This window comes from Solitalea agri, assembly GCF_023914155.1.
GTDB lineage: Bacteria > Bacteroidota > Bacteroidia > Sphingobacteriales > Sphingobacteriaceae > Solitalea > Solitalea agri.
Genome location: NZ_JAMWYS010000050.1, coordinates 11,139 through 31,752 on the forward strand (window position 1 = coordinate 11,139; position 20,614 = coordinate 31,752).

Consider the following 20,614-nt stretch of genomic DNA (forward strand, 5'->3'; position numbering starts at 1 on the left):
ACTTCCAATGCTTTTTTGTTCTAAGTCTTAGCCATAATATCTTCCTAACTGATTGATTTAACAATTTTAAAATAAAAGATAAAAAGGTCTTTTATTTATTTATTTGATTGTATATTTGCTTTATAATCTTTCAAGATGGCACGAAAAATAGTATTCCTTTTCATACTGCTTATAGCCCAATGCAGCATTGCATTGGCACAGCAAAAGCTGATCGTGGGTCCCAAAGAAAAATACACCACCATTGAAAAAGCACTGGCTGCCAGTAAAAATGGTGATGAAATCATTGTAAAAAAAGGGATCTACACTTCCTTAAATATTACCATTAATAAAAGCATAACTCTTACCGGACAAGGGCAACCCGTTTTAGATGGTAAGGGTAAAGACGAAGTATTGACGATTTTAGTGAACGGGGTAACAGTTAACGGTTTTATTATTAAAAACACCAATATCGGTTCTTCAAAAGATTATGCCGGTATTCGTGTTTTTAAGGCCAATAACGTTAAAATCATTAACAACACCTTACAAAATACATTTTTCGGTATTTATTTATCTGATGCAGATGATATACTGGTAAAAAACAATAAACTGACCGGTACCGGCCACCCTACTCAATCAGGCAATGGCATACATTTATGGCAATGCAATCGCATTAAAATAGAAAACAACACCATTCGCAGGCACCGCGATGGCATTTATTTCGAATTTGCCAAACAAAGCTTGATTCAAAACAACCTTAGTGAGCAAAACAACCGCTATGGCTTACATTTTATGTTTTCTGATGATGACAAATACATTGATAATACCTTTAGAAATAATGGTTCGGGAGTAGCTGTAATGTATACCAAGCGAATTACCATGCTCAAAAATGTATTTGAAAAGAATACAGGCAGCTCGTCATATGGTCTTTTGCTGAAAGACATCAGCGATAGCCGTATTGAACACAATAAATTCAGTTTAAATACTACCGGAATATATTTTGAAGGCTGCAGCCGTATTAATGTTACCAATAATGACTTTTTGCAAAACGGCTGGGCCATACGTTTGCTGGCCAATTGCGAAAGCGATCATTTCGAAAACAATAATTTCAAAGGAAATACTTTCGATCTATCTACCAATGGCACTCATTTTCAAAATAAATTCATTAATAATTATTGGGATAAATACGAAGGTTATGATATGGACCGCAACAAAATAGGCGATGTTCCCTACCGTCCGGTAAGCTTATACTCACAGGTACTTGAAAAAATGCCTTACGCTGTTATGTTAATGCGCAGCCTGATGGTAAACTTGCTGGATAAAGCTGAAAAAGCCATCCCTTCAATAACTCCTGAAATTATTAAAGACGAACAACCACGCATACAATCTATAGCAAGATGATAGAGATAAACCAACTACGTAAATCATTTGGCAAACTGGACGTGCTGAAAGGCATTTCAACAACTTTTGAACCGGGGCAGGTTATTTCAATATTAGGACCCAATGCTTCGGGGAAAACTACACTCATAAAATCGATATTAGGTATGGTCATTCCTGATTCAGGCACTATTTTGTTTGAAGGGAAAGACACCAGCATCGACCCATACTACAAAAAAAAGATTGGGTATATGCCGCAGATAGGTCGCTATCCCGACAATATGAAAATAGGCCAGTTGTTTGAGATGATGAAAGATATTAGACAAGAAAAGGCACATGATGAAGAACTGCTGCACCAATTTGATTTACCTTCCATGTTTAATAAGCCGATGCGAACTCTTTCTGGAGGGACACGGCAAAAAGTAAGTGCGGCTTTGGCCTGCTTGTTCAACCCACCGGTACTAATACTGGATGAACCCACAGCAGGTCTTGATCCGGTGGCTGCCGAAATATTGAAAGCGAAAATTCACAAGGAAAAAGAAAAAGGTAAACTGATACTGTTAACCTCGCACATTATGAGCGAAGTTGACGAACTCGCCGACCAAATTCTGTACATGATGGAAGGTCAAATTAAGTTTAATTACACCATTGCCGATTTGAAAGATATAACCGGTGAAAACAAACTCGGAAAAGCAATTATGGAATACCTTAAAGCTGAAACTTATGTTGAAAGTAACTAAATACGTTTTGCATGATATTGTGCGCAATAAAATTCTTATTGCCTACACTGTATTTTTGTTTGTGCTCTCATGCTGCATGTTTTACCTTGACGAAAATCCTGATAAAGCCGTAAGCAGCTTGTTAACCATTATCAACATTATAGTGCCGCTGGTTTCGATGATCTTCACTACCAGCTATTTTTACAATTCGTACGAATTTATTGAACTGCTGGTGGCCCAACCATTAAAACGGACCAATATTTTGCTGGGCGAATATATAGGAATTGCCGGCTCACTTACTGTGGCCCTGATAATTGGCTTGGGCATTCCTATTTGTATGTATGCGCTAAACCCATTAGCCTTGACTTTATTCTATACTGGTATATTACTATCACTTATTTTTACGTCACTTGCTTTTTTATGCTCTGTTGCCACACGAGATAAAGCAAAAGGCATGGGATTGTCGTTATTGATTTGGTTCTTCTTCTCGGTAATTTATGATGGATTGATCCTTGGCATATTGTACAGTTTTAGCGATTACCCCTTAGAAAAAACGGTACTGGTACTTACTGCATTTAACCCCATTGATTTGGGGCGAATAATTGTGATGCTCCAAATGGACGTTTCAGCCTTAATGGGCTATACCGGCGCATTATATAAAACGATATTAGGTACAAACTGGGGGCTATTTATTTCTGTAGCCATCCTGCTGGTTTGGTTCATTGTTCCCTTATTAATCTGTGTGAAAATTTTTAAAAAGAAAAATCTATAACCTGGTTTTTTATCTTTCTAAAAACTTAAAAACAAAGTAGAAGAGGTCATTTTTTTAGTTGTGTAGCCTGGTTGAATTTCATTATTCTCCAGGCTTTTTTATTATGTAAATCATTAAAAGTTAAAAATATATCATAAAAACAACACAAAATCAATGATTTACATCTAACTCTTATAATGCTTTTTTGGTAAATTAGATAAACCCCAAAAGCGATCTTTTATGAAAACATTCAAAAAAAAACAAATCAGAAACCTATTTACCTCTTTAACAATTATTGCTGTTTCCGTTTTAATGGGATGTGGTGGTGGATCAGAAAAAAAAGAATCTTCAGAATCCTCGGATGCTGAAAACACTGAAGGCACAACTGAATCAGCAGCTGTAGACACAAAGGCTCATAGTGACAGTAAAGGTATCGGCAAATTTACCGACGTAAAGCTCAATGGTTTTGATGTTGAGCTTGCCCAAAAAGGAGGAGCGGCTTTTACTTCAAAATGTTCGGCCTGTCATAAAACAACCGACCAAAAAATTGTAGGCCCTGGTTTAAAAGGCGTAACCGAACGTCGTACACCCGAATGGATCATGAACATGATGACCAACCCTCAAGAAATGACCCAAAAGGATCCGGTAGCAAAAGCGCTTCTGGCAGAACACCTTACCCAAATGACCTTTCAGAATGTTTCTGATGATGAAGCCCGACAAATTCTGGAATTCCTTCGACAAAACGATGGAGCTAAGTAATGTTATCCTTCCTATGCCCAATCATTTTAAGGCCTTAAAAAGTTTAATGGACTAAAACTTAGAAGTAATATTTATTAAACCTCTTTTAATTTGACAGCGTTATTCACCAATTGGCTCTAGATGAGTTACTGAGTCCTCAATGGTAGGCGCGTGGAACTTTATTAATTCCGAAATGTTAAGGGTACAATTATCTGGTTCCTGAATTTCTGCTTCCTTATTGGTAGGATCTTTAAATTTCACTAATTCTGCTAAAGTCATTTCAACAGGTTCCTCAATGTTTCCTTCTGGTTGAGCTTCAATTTTAAACTTTACTAGTTCATCCAAGGTTTGAGTTTCAGAAGGCAATTCATTCACCGGAGCTTTGAACATTATACTTGTATTCGCATGGTAAACCTTTGCCACAGCAATGGAATTTTTAAGCATTACAGGTGACAAGCATGAACTTACCTCTGTTGTCTTATTCTCCAATACTGTATCGGTAGGCATAGTTATAGAAGCGAAAGATTTTTTTAAAGGGACGGTCGACTTATGAGTTCCCCACTGTGAGCTAACAGTCACAACTCCTAATGATAAAGCTATTACTGAGACCATTTTAAAATTTGTTTTAATCGATTTTACAGTTTCCATAGTATTAATATTTAGGTATCTAATTTTTGTTTTTCTGCTTTGTTGTTTGGTAATGATGCCCAAATTTACAATGAGTAGCTGCAATAGATGTTAAATTAACATAACAAGTAAGTTGTATTTAGGTAAATTATATATTACTGAAATTTAAGAAGTTACGACTTACTCTTGCTGAAATTATATTTTGTAAGGTTAGGTTTATTCAAGGGGAAATTTCATTTTTTGGATCAAAAAGAATGTTTAAACAATTAAATTTTATATAAAAATAATTTGCTTAACAAAAACTGCGATCTGTAAAAAATACAAAAGCCCCTCAAAAAGGAGCTTCATGAATTACCAAAAGCAGATTTTAACCGTTGAAAAACGATTATGTAAAACTCAAAGAATGAGAATTTATGGATTATTTTTTGATCAGCCTTGCCACAAACATAGTATCCGCGAAATTTTCATAGCCTTTTAACAGCTGGGAACGCTCAATTTCAAAACCAAGCTCCGAGCTGATAAACTGTACCACTTCTTCGTTTTCCTTTTTAAAAGCTGAACAGGTGATATAAATGAGGGGCTTACCAGGTTTAAGCCATTTTACAATGTTTGCAGCTATACGCTTTTGAAGCGAGCTGAACCAATCAATTTTTCCCTCTTCAAAGTTCGAAACCATTTCAGGTGTTCTCCCCCAGGTACCGGAGCCACTGCATGGTGCGTCCAAAATAATTCCATCAAACTCCCTACCTGGTAAAAATGGTTCTAAATTCTTTGTAAGATCCAGTTCCTTTCGATGATACCCTTTTATTCCGGCTGCTTTAAAACGTTCATCAAGGTTATCCAAAATGCTCTCACGAATGTCGGAAACGAGAAGTTTAATACCCGGTTCCTGCTCATAAAGCATCAACGATTTACCCCCTGAGGCCGCGCAGCAGTCCCACCATTGCTCCCACTGTGCCGGTTTAAAATAAGCACCCGTTAATTGTGAGCTATAATCCTGTATTTCAAAAGGACGAGGAATATCACCTTCGAAAAGATGATCTAACTTAGTAGTATTCTTAAAAGCAAAACAGGTAGAAGAAAGCTCCTCAAACGGAATTTCGAATTCTCTGAGTTTTAGTTTAACTCTTTCGTTTTCCCCTTTCCTTACCCGTATAAAAAGCTTTGGCTGATTTAATTGCGAAAGAACAAAGGCCTCCTTATCTACCCCATCTGACAATTCATTTGAAAAGGGAAATAGTAAAGATGGGTTAAATGCCGGATATAAGGTCTTTAAATAAGTGAACTTTTCATCCAGGGGAAGTTCTATCTGTTGATTAAAAACAGGTTGCAATTGATCGAGCAAAGGGCTGAATGACGAGCGGCATAAGAACTGGGCCACTAACAAACACTCTTCCACCGACTGCTTTTGAAGGGATTTGCCTAAACGAAAAAAAGAATAAACAAGGTCTGAAGCCATTTTACGGTCTTTCGATCCCATTTGTTTATTTTTCCGAAAGTAATTTGCTAAAAAACGAGAAAGCGGCATCTCGAAATTATACTCTTCGATAATAGATGCCGCTATCCTTAATTGGTTGTCGAACCTCATTTTTGTTCTACAAACTTGGAGTTTTCAACCTTTAAAACTTTAAGGCTTTCATTTAAAAAGCCATTTTCAGTTTTAACAAATTGAAAATTGTTATGAATACCGTTATAAAACTTGTTGATGTACTTATCGTAATCGGTTATGTGCGATGATAAAAGCTTTGCAAAGAAGTAACCGATATCAAAACCTTTAATAGCATACTCATTAGGATCAGTAGCGTAAACCTGTTTGTACTTTGTAAAGAAAGCTGCCGTTCCCGGATCGTTCTTTTCAATATGATAGGACGAAGTAAAATACACATTATACTTCTCCAGGTTTTTCAAACCTAATGAATTAGTCAGTTTTTCCGAGCCAGGATAAGCAAAAATGGTAAAGTTGTAATCCTTGGCATTTTTATCCAAAAACTTCAAGAGAGATTGCCAGAAAGCTTTGTTTGCTGAAGACACCAACAGGATATTATTTTGACCTTTCACCAATTTAGCGACCATTGGATCAAAAAGATTAGTTGTGGTTCGATATTCGTTGATCGCCGTTCCAATACTTTGCTCTTCAAAAGCTACTTTAAACGGTTTTACAAAATTATCCTCATCCGAGTCAGAACCTTTTAGGATCATTACCCTATTAGTTTCAAACTTTTTAATAATGAACTCCGCAGCCTTCCTTGCATGGATCTCCAATGGGCAAACAGGCACAATAAAGAATGGATTTCCCTTTACAACTACACGCGGTGAAAGCGGAGAAACAAAATACTGTTGATTTTCGACCGAAATAGGGTTAACTGAACGGATTTCTGCAGGATACAAAGGTCCAATAACCAAATTACTGTTAATGATCGCCTGTTTACGGGCTATATTTCGAGCCTCAACAGAATCGTCTTTACTATCAAAAACCTGTAATTTAATTTTATTACCACTTTGGGTAGCTGAATCCAAACCCAAACGGAAGCCCTGATAAAAATCGAGGGCTACAGCCGAAGGCTCAATATCTTTTTTAGTACTTGCCGTTGATAAGTCAACTTGATCAACATTGAAAGGCAACACTAATGATATTACCGGAATTTTATTTGAATTACGAGAAAACACCGCTGGTTCCTTCGCACTTTTCGCAACATCTTCCTTAACCGTATTTTCCACTGGTTTACTTGAACTTACCGGAGGAGGTACAGCTTTCTTTGAACAAGAAGAAACTGTAATAGTAGCCGTTAAAACAAGCGCACCTAAAAAATTATTCCCACTCAATAGTTGCAGGCGGTTTAGAACTGATGTCATATACAACTCGGTTAATTCCTTTTACGTTATTGATGATCTCGTTAGAAATTTTTGCTAATAACTCATATGGCAAATGGCACCAATCAGCGGTCATACCATCAACTGATTCAACGGCACGTAAGGCGATCACATTCTCATAGGTACGCTCATCTCCCATCACACCTACCGACTGTACCGGTAAGAAAATAGATCCAGCCTGCCATACTTTATCATACCAACCAGAACTTCTCAAATTCTCGATATAGATGGCATCTGCCTGTTGCAATATATGTACTTTTTCAGGAGTAACATCACCTAAAATACGAATTGCCAAGCCTGGACCAGGGAAAGGATGGCGACCCAATAATTCATCAGCAATACCTAATGTTCTTCCAACGCGACGTACTTCATCTTTAAATAATGAGCGTAATGGTTCTACTACTTTAAGTTTCATAAAGTCAGGTAAACCACCTACGTTATGGTGAGACTTAATGGTTGCTGAAGGACCTTTTACCGATACTGACTCAATAACATCAGGATAAATCGTTCCTTGTCCTAACCATTTAACATCTTCAATTTGGTGTGCCTCATCATCAAACACTTCAATAAACACTCGGCCAATAGCTTTACGTTTTGCCTCAGGCTCTTTTAAACCTGCAAGTGCATCGTAAAAACGTTGTTTAGAGTCAACTCCTTTTACGTTAAGGCCCATGCCTTCGTATTGTTTTAATACGCTCTCAAACTCGTTTTTGCGTAATAAACCGTTATCAACAAAGATGCAGTAAAGGTTTTTACCGATAGCTTTGTGTAATAATACTGCTGCTACGGTAGAATCTACTCCTCCTGAAAGACCTAAAACCACTTTATCATCACCTAATTTTTCTTTCAAATCGGCAATGGTAGTATCTATGAACGAGTTTGGCGTCCAGTTTTGTGACAAGCCACAAACCTGTACCAGGAAATTATCCAGTAACAATTTACCCTCCAAAGAGTGTGTTACCTCCGGATGGAATTGGATACCATATGTCTTAGTGTTTTTAATATGGAAAGCAGCCACGCGAACACTGTCGGTGCTGGCAATAATTTCAAAATCTTCCGGAACCTCAGCAATTGTATCACCATGTGACATCCATACCTGCGAGTTATCCGTCAAACCCTTCATCAACTCATGGTCGTTGTTGATCGTGCTTAAGTTAGCGCGACCGTACTCACGGATCTTAGAAGGTAAAACATTACCGCCCATGGTTTGCGCCAGGAACTGTGCTCCATAGCAAACACCCAATAATGGATATTTATTATGAAACAGCGATAGATCAACGCTAGGGGCATTTTCTTCACGAACTGAGTGTGGTGACCCTGAAAAGATGACACCTTTTACGCTTTCATCAAACTCAGGAAGGTGATTATAAGGATGAATTTCACAGTAAACATTGAGTTCTCTAACTCTACGGGCAATTAATTGAGTAAACTGAGAACCGAAATCAAGGATGATAATTTTTTCCAGCATGCGCAAAGATAGGCTTTTCAAATAAATTTGACAGAAGAAGTTGAGAATTAGTCAGTCTGAAGTACCTAGTCCGCAATAAACAGTCGGCAGTAGTCCAGTCTGCATGAAGTTAACATTGCTCAGACAGATAGGTTTATATAAATCTGCCCTGATTTCGAACTGGAGACTGTGAATTGGAGACTGCCTAATGGAGACTAGACTGAAGACTAATGACTGGAGACTGAATACTGCCTACTAGAGAGTGCCCACCGGTTCATACTTAGCAACCTCTACTCCAAACTTCCGTAAAAAGTCAACACCTTCATCGCTTGGCAACCCTTTATACTCTGCATATGATTTCAAATAATGAACCTTTTTAATTCCTGAGGTAAAAATAATTCGGGCGCAAGGCAAACACGGAGATAAGGTAATATATAGTGAAGACCCTTCTAACGAGGCGCCATTTTTTACAGCATACAAAATGGCGTTTTCTTCGGCATGTAATGCCAATGAACAGCTTCCTTTCGAATCTCTTGCGCAACCGTGCTCCGGCCACTCTTCGTCGCAATTATGCGTTCCGGCAGGAGGGCCATTATAACCAATTGAAATAATACGGGTATCTTTTGCCAGTACTGCTCCCACATGTGCTTTCACACAATGTGACCGTTCTGCCAGTTCAATAGCCAAATGCATGAAAATATCGTCAAACGCTGGTCGCTTCATTTATTGCTTTGTTCTGATTAAAGTTCAAAATAAACACAAATAATTTGGGTTTTTAAGCTAGAAGTAAGATTTTTACCGAAACCTTTTGGAAACTTTCGGATGCTTTTGGCCATTATTGCGGGAATTCTTGTTGGATTAGTACTCTCTTTACTTACAGGCCCGACCTTTTTTTCATTACTTAAAATAAGCATCAGTAAAGGCTTTAAATCAGGCGTTTATTTTGCATTTGGCGTATTTTTAAGCGATATTATTTACATACTTTTAGCTGTAGTTTTCAGCTTATTGATTGGATTTGAAGAGCAATACCGACAAATAATTTATATTGTTGGTGGCTTGTTTTTAACAGGTATTGGTGGCTTTTATATCTTTAAAAAAGTAAAAATAGTTTACGAACCTACCAAAGTGCTGAAAAATACCGCTTACTTTTTCAAAGGCTTTTTAATGTGCATGCTTAATCCAATGATGCTGTTTTATTGGATCACCATTTCTACAAAGGCGAAAGAAACTTTTCAGGCTCGTGATATTCATTCACATTTTGAACCATCAGAATTGCTAGCCTTTTTTCTGGTAGCTACTTCATTGACCATCCTTACCTCCGATATTTTCAAATCATACTTTGTAAGCAAATACCGGAGTAAAATCAGCGAGCGACATATACTTTGGCTTAATCGTGTGGCAGGAACCATTATTGCTGGCTACGCCATTTTCCGATTGCTGATTCCTGTTATTTTAAAGCACGTTTAAAGAAGTTGGATTTTAGAAGTACGAAGTTAGATTTAGAATCGGCATAGAAGTTCTTACTGGTTGATAATCATAATCAACAAATCATAATCTTGTACTTTCTGCTTTGAATTTCTATTTAATCATAAATCTAAAATCCGAAATCACCAATCCCTCCTCCTATCTTACACTACAATTACCTATTTTTCAGTAACTTAGCTTACTAAAATCCTACACTATGACTACACACGCCATTAACTGGTTTGAAATTCCTGTTTCGGATTTTGAACGAGCGAAGAAGTTTTATTCGCATATTTTAGCATTTGATATGGTTGAAATGCTCATGGGTACTGACAGAATGGGCTTTTTCCCGAGCGAAGCAGGAAGCGTAAGCGGAGCCATTGTGTCCGGGAAAAATCATCATCCGGGACCAACGGGTGTATACATTTATTTGAATTGTGGCGATGACATGTCGGAAGTGTTAAACAAAATACCTGAAGTTGGCGGCAAAATTGAAACACCAAAAACAATCATCAACCCGGAGTATGGTTATTACGCATTTATTATAGATTCTGAAGGGAATAAAATTGGTTTGCATTCTCATCATTAAACCCACCCATTTTATCTCGATAAATAGGAACGTAAAAACGAAGGGACGAATATTTCTATTCGTCCCTTTGTAAGTTATTAAGTTAACAACATTATGTTAATTATGCATAAGCACGTTGGTTTCTGCCTTCCATAAAGTTAATAAAGGCTTTGTTTACCACTTTATTACCTCCCGGAGTTGGATAATCACCGGAGAAATACCAATCACCTGAATCATTAGGACAAGCTTTATGTAAATTATCCAAGGTTTGGAATATTACTTCTACTTCAGCATTAATACCTTCAGGAGTTACGATTCTTGATATTTCTTTCGAAATTTCATCATCGGTAAAAGGCTCATAAATTTCCTTTACAAAGTTTTTAACTTCTTCTTTCGGAAGTTTCTCCTGCGCTTTACATTTATCGTAAACATCTTTGATCAATTGCTCTTTTCCTGCTTTCTTAAGCAACGAAATTGCAGCCTGAAAAGCCACAAATTCACCCATACGGCTCATGTCAATACCATAGCAATCAGGATAACGAATTTGAGGAGCTGACGAAACAATAACGATCTTTTTAGGTCCAAGTCGATCGAGTATACGGATGACACTTTGCTTAAGTGTGGTTCCTCTAACAATTGAATCGTCAATGGCTACCAAATTATCAATGCCTTTCTGGATAACACCATAAGTAACATCATAAACATGGTTTACCAGGTCATTACGATCAGAATCTTGGGTAATGAATGTACGAAGTTTGGCATCTTTAATAGCCAGTTTTTCAACCCGAGGTTTCAGCTTCAAAATCTGATCGATCTTTTCATCTGTAAGCTGATCAGCATTTTTCAGCAAATCTTTTTGCTGGCAACGGATATAATCATGAACACCTTCCACCATTCCGTAAAATGCAACTTCAGCGGTATTTGGTATAAATGAAAATACTGTATTTTGAAGATCTTTATTTACCGAGTCGATAATAGCCGGAATTAGTAGCTTACCAAGTTTTTTACGTTCCTGATAAATACTTGTATCGCTTCCTCTTGAAAAATAAATACGTTCGAATGAACACGATTTACGCTCAAGTGGTTCGCGGAACATTTCCTGCGAATAGCTTCCGTCTTTTTTAATGATTAAAGCGTGACCAGGTTTTACTTCAGAAATCGATTCTACAGGAATATTAAAAGCAGTTTGAATGGCTGGTCGTTCAGAAGCCACTACAATTACTTCATCATCAATGTATTTAAATGCCGGACGAATACCAGATGGATCACGCATTACAAACGCATCACCATGGCCCATTAATCCACAAATAGCATATCCACCATCCCAGGTTTTTGCTGAACGTGTTAATATTTTATTAACATCTAAATGATCAGCGATAAGCTTTGAAATTTCAACATTCGAGTAACCATCTCTTTTAAATTTATCAAACAAGGTTTGATTCTCATCATCTAAAAAATGACCGATTTTCTCAAGCACGGTAACTGTATCAGCTCTTTCTTTAGGATGCTGACCCAATTCATATAGCTGTGCTAAAAGCTCTTCAACATTGGTCATGTTGAAGTTACCAGCAACTACCAGGTTACGTGTTTGCCAGTTATTCTGGCGTAAAAACGGATGGCAGTTCTCAATACTGTTTTGACCGTGGGTTCCATAACGCAGATGCCCCAACAGCACTTCGCCCATAAAAGGCATATGCTCTTTCAGCCATTGTGCATCATGAAGAAGTTCAGGATTTTTTCTATGAAGGTCGGCATATTTACCTAAAACATATTCGAAGATTTCGGTTACGGCTCTTGAAGAAGTAGAGCGTTGGCGGCTAATGTATCGATTTCCAGGTTCGATATCTAATTTGATGGTTGCAATACCGGCCCCGTCTTGTCCACGGTTTACCTGTTTTTCCATCATTAAATACAGCTTGTTTAAACCGTATAGCGCCGTTCCGTATTTTTCCTGATAATAACTTAAAGGTTTACGTAATCGGATGAGTGCTATACCGCACTCGTGTTTAATCGCATCACTCATGAAAAAGTATCCTTCGGACTAAGTCCTTTTTTGAAGCCGCAAAGCTACTAATATTTTATTCAAACTTTTAGCAAATAGCCAATTTGAATATTTATAATAATATCATTTCCATGTAAATTGTTTTACGGCTAACAAACTGATAATCAACAACTATCCAAACAGTATAAAATTTACACGATTACAATCCTATCGCAACCCCGTCACCTTCATAACTGATTGGTTAATCCATACTTTGCCCGAAGGTGAGTAGATTATTATCGGGATCGAGCAACGAAAATTCTTTTTGCCCCCAAGGCTTTGTTTGTAACCGCCCATTAGGATGTATATCCAATTTTTTCTCCAATAGCCATTGGTACAAACTCTCAATATCATTGGTTCGGATGTACAATTGTCCATAATTTTCGGCCGGATCCAATTCTTTAAATTCAAAAAAGTGAATTTGAATCTGATCCTTTTGCACCATCAGGTAGCCCTCGAAATCGGCGGCCCCAAACTCAACAAACTCCAATTTATTTAAATAGTAATCCCTCGTAATTGCCTTATTACGCATGGGTAGTTTTGGATTGATCGATGTTAACATAAGTTCACCATGTTTTTATACTCCTAAATATCACAAGGATTGAGCAATAAAAGAAAATGAATTATTTATCAATTTCAGAAACCATTTTAAGCTTTAATGTACCACCCTTTAAAACATTACCTGTTCCTATAAGCAAATCAACATGAGCGCTAACCTTTAAAACTGATATAAAAAGAATAAGAAAAATGTATTTCCGCATGGTTTATGTTATCAGCTACTTTCTATGATTGGAAATATCACCTAAACCAACTTTGGACAACGTAAGAAGCGAATCAGAATATAAAGATACCTAAGCAGAAAAATGCTTCTTCGCCATTCGCTGAGCAATGAAGCTGCAAATGACCAACTGCATAGCGTGATACAGCATTAACGGCAACAGGATCACCCCTAGTGAAGGATTATTAGGAAAGATCACTTTCGACATAACGGTTCCATGGACCAGCGATTTCTTAGAACCACAGAAAAGTGCGGTTATCCGATCATCGCGTTTAAAATTGAGCAAACGGGAACAGGCCAAAATGAGGAAATAAACGGCAAAGAAAAGAGCGATCATTAATGCACCAAGCAAGAGCAATTCGGATAATGAATAGCCATCAAATACGTGGTTGGCAAACGATTCACAGAAAGAGGTGTAAACGATCATCAGTATTACCGATTGATCAAAATATCGAAGTTGTGCTTTGTGCTTTTCCGCCAGGCGGCCAAAACGAGGGTTTAACCATAAGCCCAGTATGACAGGAATCAGCACCTGGACTATTAATTTCATGACCACATCGCCAACGTCAAATGTTCCAGCCGATGATGAGAAAAAGATCTGAAGCCAAAACGGAGTAAGAAAAACCCCCATCAGACTGGATATGCTGGCGTTAAAAATTGCTGCCGGAATATTTCCATGAGCAATTGAAACCATCACCACAGACGAAGAAACTGTTGAGGGAATAGCAGAAAGGAACAAGGCTCCGACCCACAACATCGGCATATTTTCAGGGCCAAACAGTTTATACACTGCAAATACCACCACCGGAAAAATAAAATAAGTCGAAAGCTGAACCATTAAATGCAGATGCCAGTTGCTTAAGCCTGTGACCAACTTTTCCTTATTCAACTTTAGTCCGTAAAAGAAGAAGATTAATGACGCACCGTAGGTAGCAAATGATTTTAATGAAACTGTGCCATGATAAACACCCGGCCCCGGAAAGAAATAAGCTAACAGGATTACACCTAAAATTCCAAGGATGAAGCCATCGAGGCCAAACTTGGCCAGGAAACTAAAAAAGTGTCGTATGAGTGATGGTTCTTGTCGTTGCATTAAAAAAGTCCATGGACCATGGTCGATAGTCCATAGAGGAACCCAGACTATGGACCATGGACTATTGACTATTGTCTTAAAATTAAACTGCCGGCTCTTGTTGACTCAAACAATGGAAACTACCCAATCCCCAAATAATATCTGTTGAATCAAGTCCGATTACCTTACGATCAGGGAAGCATTGAGTTAAAATATCTAGTGCTAGCTCGTCATTTTTACAACGATACGTTGGCACTACCACCGCCGAATTAGCAATATAGAAATTAGCATACGATGCAGGTAGGCGAGTATCTTCATAGATCACCGCATCAGGCATAGGAAGCTCAATAATATTCAATTGTTTATCGTTGATCAATCGCATTTTTTTCAACAATTCCAGATTCTCTTTTAGCGGCTCATAGTTTTCGTCCTTTTTATCATGCTCAACAACAGTAACTACTGTATCTTCATTTACAAAACGAGTGATATCGTCCACATGGCCATCAGTGTCGTCTCCAATAATACCATCACCTAACCACAATATTTGTTCAGCACCATAATAGTTACGCAGGTACTCTTCAATTTGCCCTTGGTTTAAGTGTGGGTTACGATTTTTATTCAAAAGGCATGCTGAAGTGGTTAAGATAGTTCCAGCACCATTAAAATCAACTGAGCCTCCTTCCATTACAATTCCAGGATAGTAAACCGGTAAATCATAATGTTTAGCAATTCTTGTTGGAATCACATCATCCAGCTCATAAGGAGGATATTTATCACCCCAGGCATTATATCCCCAATCAACTATGATCTTTTTCTTCTCCTTTGGATTGATCAAAAAAGCAGGACCATGATCGCGACACCATGCATCATTAGTTGGATGCATAAAGAAAGAAACTTTTGAAAGGTCAACACCTTGCATTTCGAGTTGGGCAATGGCGAATGACTTCATCTGCTCATCATTTACATTGATGCATACCTGTTCTCCTTCAGCAACCACTTTAATAAACTGGGCGTACACTGGATAAATGGTATCCAGCTTACCCGGCCACGATGCTTCTTTATGAGGCCAGCTTAACCAAGTGGCAGTATGTTTAGCCCACTCAGCAGGAAAATAATAGCCAGCAGGAATTGGATTGTTAGGGTTTGTCATTAGTTAGTTCATAGTTCATAGTTCATGGTTTGTAGCATGAACTATGATATATTAAATTATTTACTTTAAAGAATTACGCATTGATGTTATCATTTTCACAAGCACTTCATATTCGGAATAAAGAAACTGAAACCTTTCTTCATCGACATATTTCCTGCGTTTAGCAATAAAAAGACATCCCACTACTTCAATTGCAGAACGCAATGAATAACCAAGAAAAAGTTTAAATACCGTCTTAGTTTGTCCTGTAGATCCTTCTGCTATGTTAAGAACTATAGAATCCGAGGCCCTGCGTATTTGCGAAGTCAGAACATATATTTCTTCTTTAGGAAAAGATTTTGTGAGTGTAAAAATCTGGTCGTTTAGTTCCATGGCTCTATGCCATATATTAAGTTCTTCGAATCGAAAAGGCATTTGATTTTATTAGCTATAAAACCAATATATCAATTTTCTACGAGCTTATATTCCGTTAAAGAATGCTATGAACTATAAAACCATCAACTATTTCCCAAAATTATTCCTCGTCAATAAATCTTTTTGTAATAGGCTGATAACTGTCGATACGACGATCACGTAAGAACGGCCAATGAGTACGATAGCTATCGCTTTTAGCCATGTCGATATCTACTACGGCAACTTCTTCTTCCTCGTGTGAAGCCTTGTAAAGCAATGAACCAAAAGGGTTACTTACAAATGAACCACCCCAGAATTTCATCAATCCATCTTGTTCAAAACCTACACGGTTAACACTCACCACAGGGACCCCGTTAGCTACTGCATGCGAGCGCTGAATAGTTTGCCATGCATTATATTGCTCGGTATTGGTTGCTTCATCTTGTGAAGTAGCCCATCCGATAGCAGTTGGATAAAATAAAATTTCAGCACCTTTTAATGCGGTAATACGGGCAGCTTCAGGATACCACTGATCCCAACAGATTAACACGCCAATATTTGCAAACTTGGTTTTAAATGTTTTATAACCCAAATCTCCAGGGGTGAAATAAAACTTCTCATAGTATGCAGGATCATCAGGAATATGCATTTTTCGGTATTTCCCTAAATAAGAACCATCAGCATCAATTACAGCAGTTGTATTATGATAAAGGCCTTGTGCACGCTTTTCAAACAATGAAGCAATGATTACCACACCTAATTCAGCGGCAACCTTTTGCAAAGCATCAGTTGATGGACCAGGGATAGGTTCTGCTAATTTAAAGTTCTCATAATCCTCTACATCACAGAAGTATAATGAAGTAAAGAGTTCTTGCAAACAAACAATCTGTGCTCCTTTAGCCGCGGCTTCACGAACTTTAGTAATTGCCTTCTCAAGGTTAAGGGCCGGCTCTTTTACGCACGACATCTGAACTAATCCTACTTTTACCACTTTTATAAGGTTTTAAATTTGCCGCAAAAGTACGATTTTTTGAACAGAAATAGATCAACCGGCAGTACTCGGTAAGCAGTCACCAGTAGGCAGTAAGCAGTCGGTGGCAAAGCTGATGACAGAAAATTACTGCTAATCACGTACAAAAGACGGATCTAAAACTATTTCCAATCTTTTATGTTCCACCTCAAAACAACTGAATGAAAGCATTATGTTTCGACCACTTTGGTGGCCCTGAAGTTTTATATTATGGAGATGTTCCGACTCCAGTTTGTAAACCGGGAGAAATAATGGTAGAAATGAAGGCCATAGGCCTCAACTTTGCCGATGTTTACCGACGAAAAGGGAATTATCATTTAAAGGGCACTCCCCCTTTTATTGCAGGATATGAAGGAGCCGGAGTGATTGTTAATGCCAATGGATCTGATGTCTATAAAATTGGTGATCGCGTTGCCTTTGCCGATGTACCTTTCGCCAATGCCGAACTGGTGAAAGTTCCCGAGAACCATATCATTCCACTTCCTGATTACATTAGTTTTGATACCGCCGCTGCTCTATTATTACAAGGGCTCACGGCTCATTATCTGGCAACCGACAGTCATTCGGTAAAAGAAAACGAAACCGTTTTGATTCATGCTGCAGCAGGCGGAGTCGGTCAACTACTTACTCAAATTTGCAAGTTAAAAGGAGCAAAAGTAATTGGACTTACCTCAACAATTGAAAAGACCGAGATTGCTAAAAAGACTGGCTGCAATGATGTTGTTTTATATACTGAAGATTGGAAAACGAAAATATTATCCCTTACGAATGGCAAAGGAGCAGATGTTGCTTACGATTCAGTAGGTTCCACTTTACAAGATAGTTTTGCGGCAACAAGAGATACAGGGCATGTGGTATTCTATGGTATGTCGGGTGGCGATCCAGCACCTGTTGATCCACGTATGCTCATGGATACCTCCAAAACATTAACAGGTGGTGACCTTTGGAGCTATCTTACTTCAAAAGAAGAGCGAATAAAACGATCGGCACAATTATTTGAATGGATCAATTCTGGCGCAATTAAACTGGATGAACCGGCCAGATTTAAGCTAAGCGAGGGAGCCAAAGCCCATCAATATCTCGAAAGCAGAAAGAGCACTGGAAAAATCCTACTCATTCCATAATTTTTTTTCGCGCAGGTTTGCATGCTTTCTAACTGAAAATTATATTGCATAGCAAACCTGCTAAACGTTTATGAAGCTTAGATTTACAAAGATTGCTCTCTTTATTGTGCTGCTAATTTTTGGCTTCCAACTTTGGTCTCAAAGCGGAAGAGTAAAATCAGAAACCCCTTCGGCTGATGAAATTACCTTAACAGAAGAAAAGGGCACAAAATCCTCAAAAGGTAATCTATTGGGAATACAGCCTTATCTTTACCCATCCGATTATGCCAACGAAAAAACCTTTTATAATAAGCTTTCCGGATATTTAAAAGAAGCTCAAAAAAAAGATTGGCTAACCGACAACACCATTGTTGTATTCCCCGAATACATCGGAACCTGGCTGGTAGCAAGCAATGAAAAATCGTCGGTATACTCAGCTTCAACAGTTACCGATGCAATGACAACTATTATTTTAACGCATCCGTTGAATTTTGTCAAAAACTATTTTTCGGCGCCAGCAAATGACAAAGCCAAATACGCTGTATTTGCTATGAAATCAGAGGAAATGGCAGGAATTTACGAACGTTGTTTTTCTCAGCTGGCCAAAGAATACAATGTTACTATTGTAGGCGGATCAATTGTTTTGCCGGAACCAATAGTACATAACGGACACCTTCGAATTACAAAAGGAAGCCTCTACAACGTCTGCGGCATCTTCACACCAAACGGCGAGCTTAAATCGCCTTTGGTAAAAAAAACATTTCCAGTTGATGAAGAAAAAGCATTTACCTGTTCAGGCCGGGTCGAAAACATTCCTGTTTTTCAAACTGATGCGGGTAAGTTAGGTGTGGTCATTTGTGCCGACTCATGGTACCCTAAGGTATATGAAACGTTAAAGCAACAAAAAGCTGATTTGATCGCCATTCCATCCTATTCGGCTCCAAACAATATCTGGTCGTCAATTTGGCAAGGTTATAATGGAGGGGCCACTCCATCCGATATCAACAAAAACGATTTAAATGAAATTACTGAGCGCGATGCATGGTTGAAATACAGTATGGGAGGTCGGGCTGCAAGGGCAGGAATTTCAAATGGCATAAATGTTTTCTTAAGAGGAAAACTCTGGGACCTTGGTTCTGATGGAAGTACCATTTATTTAAAGAATGACACACTAGGAAACTCTTCGAACAAAAACGGAGCTTCCATCGTGAATATCTGGCTGTAAAAAATTTTAAGCATCTTTGCGTGCTAGATAAAGATAAAATGCAAGAAGTAATTGAAAATATAGAAATCGTATTTAAGCTTTGCAGAAAACATGATGCTGAATGCATTGCAGAGCGCGAGAACATTTTAGTGTTTAAATATGACGACAATAAAACGGCTCGTTTTGTACTGCAGGAACGTAAGAAAGACTATCTTATAGAGATTTCCTGTATAAAAGCAGAAACGCCTTTCTTCGCCAATGAATTTGTTCCCAAATGGAAAACAATAATTGACGAGGACCTGCAAATAGGTAATGTTTATGGTAATTTAACCGAATAAAAAACAAGAAGCTGAAGCAATTCGGCTTTTTTTACGCCCTCCTATTACTCCTCATTTAAATCTTTTTATTTCTTAAAAGGCTATAATTTTCAATTTGAGTATACAATCTTAACCTTTTGATTCGTAATTTTAGTGGCATTCTAAATTTATGACGACCAGGTACTTGTTAATTACCTTTACGCTTTCTTTTCTTTTCGGCTGTAAAGCCCGTCCTGATCAATCAACTACCGTTAGCACTGCAGATAGCGTCGATTCTCCTTTAAGTCGTTTCTACGGAAACTGGTTGTGCAAAGACTATCTTGATGAATTGCATACAAAGCGAAATTCGGATTATAATCGCTCTATTACCCAACCTCATTTTTTTGAATTGATGCTGTCTGAAAATAGTAAGGATAGTGTTTGGTTATTAAATCGGACGAAAAAATTGGAAAAATTTGCCGCAAAGGTGATTGGAACGGATACTTTATTAGTGTATTCGCAAGCGAATGACCCATTAATTTTCGTTTACGATAGATTCACAGATCAACTGAATTTAAAAAACACCGACCAGGAGAACCGAAGAAAAGTTCGACCTGACTGCATTTTTGAAAAGGCCAAGGCAAAGTACCTGAATAGTACATCTTCCTTTGAAAGCACTTTTGATTGGGCGGTAAATGAAAATACGGTAGCAAACAACTATGTTAATACTCGCGATACAACCGGCAATATCACCAGTTTTACATTCGATGGAACGATTTCAGGACTAGATGATTATGAAAAATTCAATGTATGTATTGTAAACTGTTTAAATGGAGCTAAGTTCGAACGGAATATTATCTATCTGACTGCTAACGATAAATCGCAACCATTTGCCTGGAGGATCTCTGGCAATTACGACACTTTATATATTTATTCATTAAAAGAAAGTGAGAAACAGTTTATAGTGGATAAGTTGAAGTACAAACTAGTTGTTACCAAGCCTCGCTAA

Annotated in this window: 22 protein-coding genes; 10 read left to right on the top strand and 12 right to left on the bottom strand. The window is 37.9% G+C overall.

From position 1 onward, the window contains the following. Nucleotides 1-135 precede the first annotated feature (135 nt). The 4 genes from NF867_RS13885 (at nucleotide 136) to NF867_RS13900 (ending at nucleotide 3,582) form a co-directional block, all read left to right on the top strand. Nucleotides 136-1,377, top strand: coding sequence for a nitrous oxide reductase family maturation protein NosD (locus NF867_RS13885; RefSeq protein WP_252588686.1), 1,242 nt, complete (start codon nucleotides 136-138; stop codon nucleotides 1,375-1,377). Then, nucleotides 1,374-2,093, top strand: coding sequence for an ABC transporter ATP-binding protein (locus tag NF867_RS13890; RefSeq protein ID WP_252588688.1), 720 nt, complete (start codon nucleotides 1,374-1,376; stop codon nucleotides 2,091-2,093). Before NF867_RS13885 ends, NF867_RS13890 begins: the two co-directional genes overlap by 4 nt. Next, nucleotides 2,077-2,844, top strand: coding sequence for an ABC transporter permease (locus tag NF867_RS13895; protein WP_252588690.1), 768 nt, complete (start codon nucleotides 2,077-2,079; stop codon nucleotides 2,842-2,844). The genes NF867_RS13890 and NF867_RS13895 overlap by 17 nt, the downstream gene beginning before the upstream one ends. Nucleotides 2,845-3,063: 219 nt before the next feature. Next, nucleotides 3,064-3,582, top strand: a complete 519-nt coding sequence (locus NF867_RS13900) for a c-type cytochrome (protein ID WP_252588692.1) — start codon at nucleotides 3,064-3,066, stop codon at nucleotides 3,580-3,582. 99 nt (nucleotides 3,583-3,681) lie between these two features. Here NF867_RS13900 and NF867_RS13905 read toward each other — a convergent pair whose 3' ends face one another. The 5 genes from NF867_RS13905 to NF867_RS13925 all read right to left on the bottom strand — a co-directional run bounded on the left by NF867_RS13905 (nucleotide 3,682) and on the right by NF867_RS13925 (nucleotide 9,229). Continuing rightward, a complete protein-coding gene (locus tag NF867_RS13905) occupies nucleotides 3,682-4,209 on the bottom strand; it encodes a hypothetical protein (protein ID WP_252588694.1) in 528 nt (175 codons plus the stop codon). A 397-nt stretch (nucleotides 4,210-4,606) separates the two neighbouring features. After that, nucleotides 4,607-5,776 (bottom strand): RsmB/NOP family class I SAM-dependent RNA methyltransferase, encoded by a 1,170-nt coding sequence (locus tag NF867_RS13910; protein WP_252588696.1) that lies wholly within the window; start codon nucleotides 5,774-5,776, stop codon nucleotides 4,607-4,609. Then, complete coding sequence (locus NF867_RS13915) at nucleotides 5,773-7,041, bottom strand: ABC transporter substrate-binding protein (RefSeq protein ID WP_252588698.1); 1,269 nt, start codon at nucleotides 7,039-7,041, stop codon at nucleotides 5,773-5,775. Before NF867_RS13915 ends, NF867_RS13910 begins: the two co-directional genes overlap by 4 nt. Then, entirely contained in the window at nucleotides 6,998-8,527 is a 1,530-nt protein-coding gene (gene guaA / locus NF867_RS13920; RefSeq protein WP_252588700.1) for a glutamine-hydrolyzing GMP synthase, read from the bottom strand. Before guaA ends, NF867_RS13915 begins: the two co-directional genes overlap by 44 nt. A gap of 234 nt (nucleotides 8,528-8,761) precedes the next feature. Further along, nucleotides 8,762-9,229 (bottom strand): deoxycytidylate deaminase, encoded by a 468-nt coding sequence (locus tag NF867_RS13925; RefSeq protein WP_252588702.1) that lies wholly within the window; start codon nucleotides 9,227-9,229, stop codon nucleotides 8,762-8,764. A 99-nt stretch (nucleotides 9,230-9,328) separates the two neighbouring features. Here NF867_RS13925 and NF867_RS13930 point away from each other — a divergent pair, with 99 nt between their 5' ends. After that, nucleotides 9,329-9,973, top strand: coding sequence for a LysE family translocator (locus NF867_RS13930; RefSeq protein ID WP_252588703.1), 645 nt, complete (start codon nucleotides 9,329-9,331; stop codon nucleotides 9,971-9,973). 214 nt (nucleotides 9,974-10,187) lie between these two features. Then, nucleotides 10,188-10,559 carry a VOC family protein gene (locus tag NF867_RS13935; RefSeq protein ID WP_252588705.1) on the top strand — a complete coding sequence of 124 codons (372 nt, stop codon included), beginning with the start codon at nucleotides 10,188-10,190 and terminating at the stop codon, nucleotides 10,557-10,559. 100 nt (nucleotides 10,560-10,659) lie between these two features. Here NF867_RS13935 and NF867_RS13940 read toward each other — a convergent pair whose 3' ends face one another. The 7 genes from NF867_RS13940 to NF867_RS13970 all read right to left on the bottom strand — a co-directional run bounded on the left by NF867_RS13940 (nucleotide 10,660) and on the right by NF867_RS13970 (nucleotide 16,969). Next, nucleotides 10,660-12,561 (bottom strand): amidophosphoribosyltransferase, encoded by a 1,902-nt coding sequence (locus NF867_RS13940; protein ID WP_252588707.1) that lies wholly within the window; start codon nucleotides 12,559-12,561, stop codon nucleotides 10,660-10,662. 220 nt (nucleotides 12,562-12,781) lie between these two features. Next, a complete protein-coding gene (locus tag NF867_RS13945; RefSeq protein WP_252588709.1) occupies nucleotides 12,782-13,141 on the bottom strand; it encodes a bleomycin resistance protein in 360 nt (119 codons plus the stop codon). A 61-nt stretch (nucleotides 13,142-13,202) separates the two neighbouring features. Further along, the gene (locus tag NF867_RS13950; RefSeq protein ID WP_252588711.1) at nucleotides 13,203-13,340 is read right to left on the bottom strand and encodes a hypothetical protein; all 138 of its coding nucleotides are present in this window, start codon (nucleotides 13,338-13,340) and stop codon (nucleotides 13,203-13,205) included. 90 nt (nucleotides 13,341-13,430) lie between these two features. Next, nucleotides 13,431-14,450, bottom strand: a complete 1,020-nt coding sequence (locus NF867_RS13955) for a bile acid:sodium symporter family protein (RefSeq protein WP_252588713.1) — start codon at nucleotides 14,448-14,450, stop codon at nucleotides 13,431-13,433. Nucleotides 14,451-14,532: 82 nt separating this feature from the next. Next, on the bottom strand, nucleotides 14,533-15,579 hold the full coding sequence (locus NF867_RS13960) for an agmatine deiminase family protein (RefSeq protein ID WP_252588715.1): 1,047 nt from the start codon (nucleotides 15,577-15,579) through the stop codon (nucleotides 14,533-14,535). Nucleotides 15,580-15,639: 60 nt separating this feature from the next. Next, nucleotides 15,640-15,993 carry a four helix bundle protein gene (locus NF867_RS13965; protein WP_252588717.1) on the bottom strand — a complete coding sequence of 118 codons (354 nt, stop codon included), beginning with the start codon at nucleotides 15,991-15,993 and terminating at the stop codon, nucleotides 15,640-15,642. A gap of 100 nt (nucleotides 15,994-16,093) precedes the next feature. Then, nucleotides 16,094-16,969, bottom strand: coding sequence for a carbon-nitrogen hydrolase (locus NF867_RS13970; RefSeq protein WP_252588762.1), 876 nt, complete (start codon nucleotides 16,967-16,969; stop codon nucleotides 16,094-16,096). 194 nt (nucleotides 16,970-17,163) lie between these two features. Here NF867_RS13970 and NF867_RS13975 point away from each other — a divergent pair, with 194 nt between their 5' ends. The 4 genes from NF867_RS13975 to NF867_RS13990 all read left to right on the top strand — a co-directional run bounded on the left by NF867_RS13975 (nucleotide 17,164) and on the right by NF867_RS13990 (nucleotide 20,614). Then, nucleotides 17,164-18,126: a quinone oxidoreductase family protein gene (locus tag NF867_RS13975; protein WP_252588719.1), complete on the top strand. Its 963-nt coding sequence runs from the start codon at nucleotides 17,164-17,166 to the stop codon at nucleotides 18,124-18,126. A gap of 70 nt (nucleotides 18,127-18,196) precedes the next feature. After that, the gene (locus tag NF867_RS13980) at nucleotides 18,197-19,330 is read left to right on the top strand and encodes a carbon-nitrogen hydrolase family protein (protein ID WP_252588721.1); all 1,134 of its coding nucleotides are present in this window, start codon (nucleotides 18,197-18,199) and stop codon (nucleotides 19,328-19,330) included. A gap of 38 nt (nucleotides 19,331-19,368) precedes the next feature. Continuing rightward, nucleotides 19,369-19,647, top strand: a complete 279-nt coding sequence (locus NF867_RS13985) for a hypothetical protein (RefSeq protein WP_252588723.1) — start codon at nucleotides 19,369-19,371, stop codon at nucleotides 19,645-19,647. A 148-nt stretch (nucleotides 19,648-19,795) separates the two neighbouring features. Continuing rightward, the gene (locus NF867_RS13990) at nucleotides 19,796-20,614 is read left to right on the top strand and encodes a hypothetical protein (RefSeq protein ID WP_252588725.1); all 819 of its coding nucleotides are present in this window, start codon (nucleotides 19,796-19,798) and stop codon (nucleotides 20,612-20,614) included.

Coding starts and splice junctions, on each gene's coding strand:
- NF867_RS13980 (WP_252588721.1), top strand. CDS start 18,197: ATGAAGCTTAGATTTACAAAGATTGCTCTCTTTATTGTGCTGCTAATT.
- NF867_RS13935 (WP_252588705.1), top strand. CDS start 10,188: ATGACTACACACGCCATTAACTGGTTTGAAATTCCTGTTTCGGATTTT.
- NF867_RS13985 (WP_252588723.1), top strand. CDS start 19,369: ATGCAAGAAGTAATTGAAAATATAGAAATCGTATTTAAGCTTTGCAGA.
- NF867_RS13965 (WP_252588717.1), bottom strand. CDS start 15,993: ATGCCTTTTCGATTCGAAGAACTTAATATATGGCATAGAGCCATGGAA.
- NF867_RS13900 (WP_252588692.1), top strand. CDS start 3,064: ATGAAAACATTCAAAAAAAAACAAATCAGAAACCTATTTACCTCTTTA.
- NF867_RS13950 (WP_252588711.1), bottom strand. CDS start 13,340: ATGCGGAAATACATTTTTCTTATTCTTTTTATATCAGTTTTAAAGGTT.
- guaA (WP_252588700.1), bottom strand. CDS start 8,527: ATGCTGGAAAAAATTATCATCCTTGATTTCGGTTCTCAGTTTACTCAA.
- NF867_RS13955 (WP_252588713.1), bottom strand. CDS start 14,450: ATGCAACGACAAGAACCATCACTCATACGACACTTTTTTAGTTTCCTG.
- NF867_RS13945 (WP_252588709.1), bottom strand. CDS start 13,141: ATGTTAACATCGATCAATCCAAAACTACCCATGCGTAATAAGGCAATT.
- NF867_RS13990 (WP_252588725.1), top strand. CDS start 19,796: ATGACGACCAGGTACTTGTTAATTACCTTTACGCTTTCTTTTCTTTTC.
- NF867_RS13940 (WP_252588707.1), bottom strand. CDS start 12,561: ATGAGTGATGCGATTAAACACGAGTGCGGTATAGCACTCATCCGATTA.
- NF867_RS13975 (WP_252588719.1), top strand. CDS start 17,164: ATGAAAGCATTATGTTTCGACCACTTTGGTGGCCCTGAAGTTTTATAT.
- NF867_RS13890 (WP_252588688.1), top strand. CDS start 1,374: ATGATAGAGATAAACCAACTACGTAAATCATTTGGCAAACTGGACGTG.
- NF867_RS13895 (WP_252588690.1), top strand. CDS start 2,077: ATGTTGAAAGTAACTAAATACGTTTTGCATGATATTGTGCGCAATAAA.
- NF867_RS13885 (WP_252588686.1), top strand. CDS start 136: ATGGCACGAAAAATAGTATTCCTTTTCATACTGCTTATAGCCCAATGC.
- NF867_RS13960 (WP_252588715.1), bottom strand. CDS start 15,579: ATGACAAACCCTAACAATCCAATTCCTGCTGGCTATTATTTTCCTGCT.
- NF867_RS13905 (WP_252588694.1), bottom strand. CDS start 4,209: ATGGAAACTGTAAAATCGATTAAAACAAATTTTAAAATGGTCTCAGTA.
- NF867_RS13930 (WP_252588703.1), top strand. CDS start 9,329: ATGCTTTTGGCCATTATTGCGGGAATTCTTGTTGGATTAGTACTCTCT.
- NF867_RS13925 (WP_252588702.1), bottom strand. CDS start 9,229: ATGAAGCGACCAGCGTTTGACGATATTTTCATGCATTTGGCTATTGAA.
- NF867_RS13915 (WP_252588698.1), bottom strand. CDS start 7,041: ATGACATCAGTTCTAAACCGCCTGCAACTATTGAGTGGGAATAATTTT.
- NF867_RS13910 (WP_252588696.1), bottom strand. CDS start 5,776: ATGAGGTTCGACAACCAATTAAGGATAGCGGCATCTATTATCGAAGAG.